General features: G+C 51.8%; 8 protein-coding genes and 1 pseudogene. 4 read left to right on the top strand and 5 right to left on the bottom strand.

What is annotated here, in order from left to right:
- The 4 genes from BFF42_RS28220 to fruB all read right to left on the bottom strand — a co-directional run.
- Positions 1–51: IS1 family transposase (locus tag BFF42_RS28220; RefSeq protein ID WP_165888145.1), on the bottom strand; the 51-nt coding region annotated here is incomplete at its 3' end.
- 491 nt (positions 52–542) lie between these two features.
- A complete protein-coding gene (fruA, locus tag BFF42_RS06265) occupies positions 543–2,234 on the bottom strand; it encodes a PTS fructose transporter subunit IIBC (protein WP_000854446.1) in 1,692 nt (563 codons plus the stop codon).
- 16 nt (positions 2,235–2,250) lie between these two features.
- On the bottom strand, positions 2,251–3,189 hold the full coding sequence (fruK, locus tag BFF42_RS06270) for a 1-phosphofructokinase (RefSeq protein WP_000091261.1): 939 nt from the start codon (positions 3,187–3,189) through the stop codon (positions 2,251–2,253).
- Positions 3,189–4,319, bottom strand: a complete 1,131-nt coding sequence (fruB, locus tag BFF42_RS06275) for a fused PTS fructose transporter subunit IIA/HPr protein (protein WP_000487242.1) — start codon at positions 4,317–4,319, stop codon at positions 3,189–3,191. Before fruB ends, fruK begins: the two co-directional genes overlap by 1 nt.
- Before the next feature lie 367 nt (positions 4,320–4,686).
- Here fruB and setB point away from each other — a divergent pair, with 367 nt between their 5' ends.
- A complete protein-coding gene (setB, locus tag BFF42_RS06280; RefSeq protein WP_000551973.1) occupies positions 4,687–5,868 on the top strand; it encodes a sugar efflux transporter SetB in 1,182 nt (393 codons plus the stop codon).
- A 29-nt stretch (positions 5,869–5,897) separates the two neighbouring features.
- On the opposite strand, the gene BFF42_RS06285 is transcribed toward setB, so the two are convergent.
- Positions 5,898–6,119, bottom strand: coding sequence for a YkgJ family cysteine cluster protein (locus tag BFF42_RS06285; protein WP_012421642.1), 222 nt, complete (start codon positions 6,117–6,119; stop codon positions 5,898–5,900).
- A 154-nt stretch (positions 6,120–6,273) separates the two neighbouring features.
- Between BFF42_RS06285 and yeiP the strand changes: the two genes are divergently transcribed.
- The 3 genes and pseudogenes from yeiP to BFF42_RS06300 form a co-directional block, all read left to right on the top strand.
- On the top strand, positions 6,274–6,846 hold the full coding sequence (gene yeiP, locus BFF42_RS06290) for an elongation factor P-like protein YeiP (RefSeq protein ID WP_001136827.1): 573 nt from the start codon (positions 6,274–6,276) through the stop codon (positions 6,844–6,846).
- A 222-nt stretch (positions 6,847–7,068) separates the two neighbouring features.
- Positions 7,069–8,117: pseudogene (locus BFF42_RS06295) on the top strand (mannitol dehydrogenase family protein); the annotation flags it as partial.
- A gap of 55 nt (positions 8,118–8,172) precedes the next feature.
- A partial coding sequence (locus BFF42_RS06300; RefSeq protein ID WP_000179192.1) for an IS1 family transposase occupies positions 8,173–8,337 on the top strand: 165 nt, incomplete at its 3' end.

Below are 8,337 nucleotides of genomic sequence, written 5' to 3' on the forward strand. Positions count from 1 at the left end.
CACCCCGTCAGTAGCTGAACAGGAGGGACAGCTGATAGAAACAGAAGCCACTGGAGCACCTCAAAAACACCATCATACACTAAATCAGTAAGTTGGCAGCATCACCTCCTTTTCGCGCATAGCACATCCTCTGGTAAAAAATTACCAACCCTGTCAATCCACAAGAATATAGATACTGCAAAGACGGTTTAAACATGTGTTCATATTTAAACATGTGCTCATAGCATGCATGTTTTACGTAAAGTAAATTACCGCCAGAGAGGCAAAATGGGCAGATTTGAGCAGGCTCACAAAATGCGATTAAATGCCTGAATTACAAAAGCGAGGAATTTGTGACGGGATGCACAGAACGGGAACAATAAAAAAGGCAGAAAATAATCTGCCCTTGAGGAAATAACCTTAGTGTTTGATGAACGTTTCAAGTTTCTACTGAAAGATAAAACCATTTAAATTCATAAAATTACATTCACAAACCGGTCATTCTCTTTGCGCTCATCAAATGTTACAGGGCAGGAAATTTCTGCCCTGTAACACACCTTTTATTACGCTGCTTTCGCTACTGCGTCCACTTCCGGACGTTTCAGGAAGGCATAGGCCAAACCCGCCACCAGCGTACCGGCAATAATTGCTACCAGGTAACCCAGTACCGGCGTAATAGCGCCAGGGATCAGCAGAACAAACAGACCACCGTGCGGTGCCATCAGTTTCGCACCAATCGCCATTGAGATTGCGCCAGTCAGCGCCCCACCCACGATACAGCACGGCAGCACACGCATCGGATCACGAGCAGCAAACGGAATTGCACCTTCCGAAATGAAGCACAGTCCCAATACCAGAGCGGCTTTGCCACCTTCCTGCTGCGCTTTGTCGAATTTGCGACGCGCCACCATTGTTGCCAGACCCATTGCCAGCGGTGGCACCATACCTGCCGCCATAATCGCCGCCATCGGGCCATAGGTTTGAGTACTCAGCAGACCCACACCGAATGCGTACGCTGCTTTGTTTACCGGACCGCCCATGTCAGTACACATCATGCCACCGAGGATCGCCCCCAGCAGAACCGCATTCGCAGTCCCCATGGTCTGCAGCCAGTGAGTCAGCCCTTCGAGAATGCCAGCAACTGGTTTACCGATCAGGTAGATCATCGCCAGACCGACCACCAGACTGGAAATTAGCGGAATGATCAGGATCGGTTTCAGCGCCTCCATACTCTGTGGCAGTTTCAGTTGCGTACTGATTAACTTCGCAATGTAACCAGCCAGGAAGCCAGCAATTATACCGCCAATAAAGCCAGAACCGGTGCTGACCGCCAGCATACCGCCAATCAGACCCGGCGTGAGGCCCGGACGATCGGCAATGGAGAAGGCAATATAACCTGCCAGTACCGGCACCATCAGCGCAAAGGCTGAACCACCGCCAATCTGCATCAGCGCCGCTGCCAACGTACCCGGCTCTTTAAACGCTTCGATACCAAAAGCAAAAGAAAGCGCGATACACAGACCACCTGCGACGACCATCGGCAGCATATAAGAGACGCCTGTTAGCAAGTGACGGTAAGCGCCTGCACTCTCTTTCTTACCTTCAGTGGTCGCCGTTTGAGCTTTGCCCGCCGGTTCATACGGCGTTGCTTCAGCAACCGCTTTATCCAGTTCCTGCGCGGTTTTCTTCAGCGCCAGACCGGTAGAGGTACGATACATCGGTTTACCAGCAAATTTCGCCAGATCCACTTCGATATCTGCCGCCACAATCACCAGATCCGCTGCTGCGACTTCTTCAGGGGTGATTGCATTGCCCGCGCCAACAGAACCACGGGTTTCAACTTTCACCCACCAGCCACGTTTTTTCGCTTCGGTTTCAATGGCTTCAGCCGCCATAAAGGTGTGTGCTACGCCAGTCGGGCAAGCAGTCACCGCAACTACGCGTTTCGGACCGCTGGCAGCAACCGGTGCTGTCGCAGCGACCGGCGCAGTGTAAGGTTTCGCATGGCCTTTGGCTTCACTCAGGAACAGCTCAGGGTGCGCAACTGCCCGGGAAATATCACCCAGCCAGACATTTTTACCGTTCAGCGCGCTGTCATTCGGGATGGAATCACCGAGAACAATCGCCATTTCTGCGTCGTTCGGATTGTCGATGATTTCCAGTTTTGCTTTTCGCGCCGCCGCGCCCAGCAGGGTCTTCGCCATATAGGCGCGTGCCTGACCGAGATTAGCGTCAATAATCAGCAGCGTTTTCATTATGCCTCTCCTGCTGTCAGTTAAAAGGTTGTAAGTCGACGCGCGCCATCATTGCGGCCAACTGCGGACGATCGGTAATACCCACATTGCTTTGACTTACCGCCAGGGCTGCAACAGCTGTCGCCAGACGCAGTGTGTGTTCACTGGATTCACGCATCAGCAAGCCATAAATCAGGCCACCAACCATAGAATCCCCTGCGCCAACGGTGCTTACGACATCGACTGACGGTGGTTTGGCGATCCATTCGCCGGAGGCATTAATCCAAAGCGCGCCTTCGGCACCCAGTGAAATAACAACATGCGCAATACCTTGTTCACGTAGCGCATGTGCAGCTTCAATCACATCTTTCATTTCAGGCAGTTTACGGCCTGCCCAGATTTCCAACTCGCGGCGGTTAGGTTTCACCAGCCACGGTGCCGCTTTCAAACCTGCTACTAACGCTTCACGGCTACTATCAAAGATAATGCAAGGACACTGACTACGCAGGCGAGTCATCCAGTCGGTGAACGCTTCCGGGCTGACGCCTGACGGTAAGCTTCCGCTGACACAGACCATATCGAACTGACCGAGCCAGCTCAGAGAATCAGTCACAAAGCGTTCCCAGTCGGCGGGGGTGACTTCAAAACCCGAGAAGTTGAAGTCGGTCACTTCGCCGTCTTTTTCCGTCAGCTTAACGTTAATTCGGGTGCGCCCCTGTACAACCTGGAAACGGTTGGCAATGCCCAGCTCGCTGAACAGTTGCTGAAAACCATCCTGATTGTCTTTACCCAGGAAGCCGCCAACGGTGACATCAATTCCCAGGTCTTTTAATACTTTGGCCACGTTGATGCCTTTACCCGCCGCATGCAGACCGGTGGTTTTCACCAGGTTCACTTCGCCGCGTTCAATTTCCGGGCAGAAACCAACAAGGTCATAAGCCGGATTAAGGGTGATCGTAGCAACACGTCTGCTCATTATGCGCCCTCCCCAAGACCAGCAGCGATAGCGTCGCCAATGGCTTTCAGCGCCTGTTCAGCATCTGCACCCTGGGCGGTAAAGCGTAGGCGATGACCTTTCTTAACGCCAAGTGCCACAACTTTCATCAGACTACGTCCGTTTGCCGGTTTGCCGGTGCCATCAAGGTTTGTCACGGTAATATCACTGTTAAATTGTTTAATGGTATTGACCAGCATGGTACCTGGACGAGCATGCAGGCCGTGTTCATTGCGCACCACAAACTCCGCGCTTAACACGTCGTCGGTCGGCGCATCATCGCTGGTCAGCAGCGCCAGCAACGTTGCCGCATCTGCTTTCAGCAAGCGGTCAGCTTTATTGTCGAGCAATAAATCAGCGAGACGCTTAAGAACCGCGATGGGCTGATCGTCATTCATCGCCACACTCACCAGCATGGCTGCCGTTTCGCCGTCCACAGCAAAAGCATTTGCCGCACGGCTTACCGCAATCGCGCTACGCAGATTGCCTTCGGCGCTATCGCTCAGCCAGATACCCTGTCCGAGATTCAGCGGTTGTTCATTGATGGCTTTGGTGACGAAAGTGGCGTCAACTGCCCCCGCCTCTTTCAGACGCGCAGCGTTCAGCGCCTGAAGAGTCAGCAGATCGCTGGCGACGATATCCAGCGTCAGCATTTCGTTGTCGAGCTTCAGCTGCTCACTCTGCTTTTCGCCCATCAGTAATGCGCGAAGTTCTTCTGCTGTTGTTGCTGACTTCAGTTGTTCAGCAACGGAATCATCGCTCAGTACGTGGGTCAGCTGGCGTAGCAGGCCCAGATGTTCATCCGAGCTGGCAGCAATACCGATTGCCACGTACGCTACCTGACCATCACCCCAGGTGACGCCTTCCGGGAACTGAAATACCTGAACGCCGGTTTTCAGCACCTGATCGCGGGTGTCGGTAGTGCCGTGTGGAATAGCAATACCATTGCCGAGGAACGTTGAGGTTTGCTGTTCGCGCGCCAGCATGCCATTGACGTAGCCTTCTGCTACATTACCGGCCTGCACCAGCGCCGCAGCGACCTGGCGAATCGCCTCTTCTTTGTCTCCGGCCTTTTCGCCCGGATGGATGTCCTGTACGGATAACTGGAACATAGTTCTCCTCTCTTGCTGAATTGAAACGATTCAGCCTCTATGAGAAAAAAAGCGCCAACCTGGCTTAGGGTTAAAGACAAGATCGCGCTGAAACGTTTCAAGAAAGCATAATACTTCTGTTTCAGCACGCAAGGAAAGCCGTAAAGTTATGAGCAAAAGTTTGATGTGCTGCACATTTTTTTGTCATTTTTCCTAATTGCTGATGGGAAAATCCGTTATCAGCAATTTCATTTCAGCAGCGTCAGCAGCCAATCAGCAACAGTGAAATGGCATTTTGATTATTCGTGGCGCTTTTGATTTCGCTGTCTGTTTATTTTCTGACAAGCAGCGTAAACTCCGCGTCTTCCTCTTCCAGTGATAGACCTGCATGCATAACTCCCCCGCAGTCTCCAGCGCGAAATCGTTTGACCTGACCTCGACGGCGTTTTTAATCGTTGCCTTTCTCACCGGTATTGCGGGTGCTCTGCAAACCCCGACACTCAGTATTTTCCTTACCGATGAAGTACATGCCCGTCCGGCGATGGTGGGATTCTTCTTTACCGGCAGCGCTGTCATTGGGATTCTGGTAAGTCAGTTTCTCGCTGGGCGCTCTGATAAGCGCGGCGATCGCAAATCGCTGATTGTCTTTTGCTGCCTGTTAGGCGTGCTGGCCTGCACCCTTTTTGCCTGGAATCGCAACTACTTTGTTTTGCTATTCGTTGGCGTCTTTCTTAGCAGCTTTGGCTCGACCGCTAACCCGCAAATGTTTGCCCTTGCCCGTGAACATGCCGACAAAACCGGACGTGAGGCGGTGATGTTCAGCTCTTTTTTACGCGCTCAGGTTTCACTGGCATGGGTCATTGGCCCACCGCTGGCTTATGCGTTAGCGATGGGTTTCAGCTTTACGGTAATGTATCTGAGCGCAGCGGTAGCGTTTATTGTTTGCGGCGTGATGGTGTGGCTGTTTTTACCGTCGATGCAAAAAGAGCTTCCGCTGGCGACCGGCACGGTTGAAGCGCCGCGCCGTAACCGTCGCGATACGCTACTGCTGTTTGTCATTTGTACATTGATGTGGGGCTCGAACAGCCTGTACATCATCAACATGCCGCTATTTATTATCAACGAACTGCATCTTCCCGAGAAACTGGCCGGTGTGATGATGGGGACCGCCGCCGGGCTGGAAATCCCGACGATGTTGATTGCCGGATATTTCGCCAAACGTCTGGGTAAGCGTTTCTTAATGCGCGTTGCTGCCGTGGGTGGCGTCTGTTTTTACGCAGGAATGCTGATGGCGCATTCACCTGCCATTCTGTTGGGCTTGCAGCTGCTAAATGCTATTTTTATTGGCATTCTGGGCGGCATCGGGATGCTCTATTTTCAGGATTTGATGCCCGGTCAGGCAGGTTCAGCCACCACGCTCTATACCAACACGTCGCGCGTGGGCTGGATCATCGCAGGATCAGTGGCGGGCATCGTCGCCGAGATCTGGAATTATCACGCTGTGTTCTGGTTTGCGATGGTGATGATTATCGCCACTCTGTTTTGCTTACTGCGGATTAAAGATGTTTAAGACGCGGTCAGCATTTCCAGATCGATAAGCTAGGTCATGGCCTGCTGACGCGAGTTACCGCACATTTCAGCGCTGGCTTGTAAGCCTGCACAGACTTTCGGTCGCAGTGGCGAGGTGAAAATTTTACAGCGTTGCTGTTCATCAAGCTGAATGCAGGGCGTATTGGCGGGCTTGCCATCTGGCATACCGGGAATAGGGCTGAAAATTGAAGGGGCAGTGCAACACGCCCCGCAACCCGGACGGCATTCCATACGTTGTTCTCTTAAGGTTAACCACCGGATTGATGAGCGCGCACAGTACCACCTTTTTTGCACCAGCAAAAGTGCGAATACCACTTGCCCGAAAGGCCCGTCGCGAGTACTTTGTCGCGATATTTTTGACATTTTCGACTACAGGAATTTTTCGATGCCAAGAGCGAACGAAATTAAAAAAGGTATGGTACTGAATTACAACGGCAAACTGCTGCTGGTTAAGGATATTGATATTCAGTCGCCCACTGCCCGCGGTGCCGCTACGCTGTACAAAATGCGTTTTTCTGATGTCCGTACCGGGCTGAAAGTAGAAGAGCGTTTCAAAGGTGATGATATCGTTGACACCGTGACGCTGACCCGCCGTTACGTTGACTTCTCCTATGTCGATGGCAACGAATATGTCTTTATGGATAAAGAAGACTATACCCCGTATACCTTCACCAAAGATCAGATTGAAGAAGAGTTGCTGTTTATGCCAGAGGGCGGCATGCCGGACATGCAGGTGCTGACCTGGGACGGTCAACTGCTGGCGCTTGAGCTGCCGCAGACCGTTGATCTGGAAATCGTTGAAACCGCACCAGGCATCAAAGGGGCATCTGCCAGCGCCCGTAACAAACCGGCGACATTGAGCACTGGTCTGGTGATTCAGGTACCAGAATACTTAAGCCCGGGCGAAAAAATTCGTATCCATATCGAAGAACGCCGTTATATGGGGCGTGCTGACTAACTTCAGCCGCATGCAGAAAAGGGATAGCTCAGGCTGTCCCTTTTTTAATTTATTATACCAATCTTCTATTTTGCGCTTCCTGAACACCTTACGCCCTCAATTTTCACTCGTTGATTGATCGCCCTCACACTTCAGCGCATTAACAATCCAGACCAATTTCAATTGCTGTCATATAACTTTACACTGTCATTGTTAATTTATCGTTACTAAGACGTGACTCCTATGAAGACAATTGCCTCCGTTACGCTCCCGCATCATGTACACGCTCCACGCTACGATCGCCAGCAGTTGCAATCACGTATCGTTCATTTTGGCTTTGGCGCCTTTCACCGCGCTCATCAGGCGTTACTGACCGATCGTGTGCTGAATGCCCAGGGCGGCGACTGGGGGATCTGTGAAATCAGCTTGTTCAGCGGTGATCAACTGATGAGCCAGCTCCGCGCACAGAACCATTTATATACCGTGCTGGAGAAAGGTGCGGACGGCAATCAGGTGATAATTGTCGGTGCCGTTCACGAATGCCTTAATGCAAAACTGGATTCCTTAGCGGCAATTATTGAGAAATTTTGCGAGCCACAGGTGACAATTGTTTCCCTGACGATTACCGAAAAAGGCTATTGTATTGACCCGGCCACCGGTGCACTCGACACCAGTAATCCGCGGATTATTCACGATCTACAAACCCCTGAAGAACCTCACTCCGCACCGGGTATTCTCGTCGAAGCACTGAAACGCCGCCGTGAGCGCGGCCTTACACCGTTTACCGTGCTCTCCTGCGACAATATTCCCGACAATGGCCATGTGGTGAAAAACGCGGTGCTGGGAATGGCAGAAAAACGTTCGCCAGAACTCGCCGGGTGGATAAAAGAACACGTCAGTTTTCCGGGAACCATGGTCGACCGCATTGTTCCGGCTGCAACCGACGAATCACTGGCAGAAATCAGCCAGCATCTGGGGGTAAATGATCCCTGCGCGATTAGCTGCGAACCGTTTATCCAGTGGGTGGTGGAAGATAACTTCGTCGCTGGGCGTCCTGCCTGGGAAGTCGCAGGTGTACAAATGGTGAATGTATCCTGCCATGGGAAGAGATGAAACTGCGTATGCTTAATGGCAGCCACTCTTTTCTCGCTTATCTGGGTTACCTTTCAGGATTCGCCCATATCAGTGATTGCATGCAGGATCGCGCATTTCGCCATGCCGCCAGAACATTAATGCTGAATGAGCAAGCGCCGACACTACAAATTAAAGATGTCGATTTAACACAATATGCGGGTGATGCTGCCAACTTACTGATTTAGTGTATGATGGTGTTTTTGAGGTGCTCCAGTGGCTTCTGTTTCTATCAGCTGTCCCTCCTGTTCAGCTACTGACGGGGTGGTGCGTAACGGCAAAAGCACTGCCGGACATCAGCGCTATCTCTGCTCTCACTGCCGTAAAACATGGCAACTGCAGTTCACTTACACCGCTTCTCAACCCGGTACGCACCAGAAA

This window comes from Shigella sp. FC1661 (assembly GCF_001712525.1).
GTDB classification, from domain to species: Bacteria; Pseudomonadota; Gammaproteobacteria; order Enterobacterales; family Enterobacteriaceae; genus Escherichia; species Escherichia coli.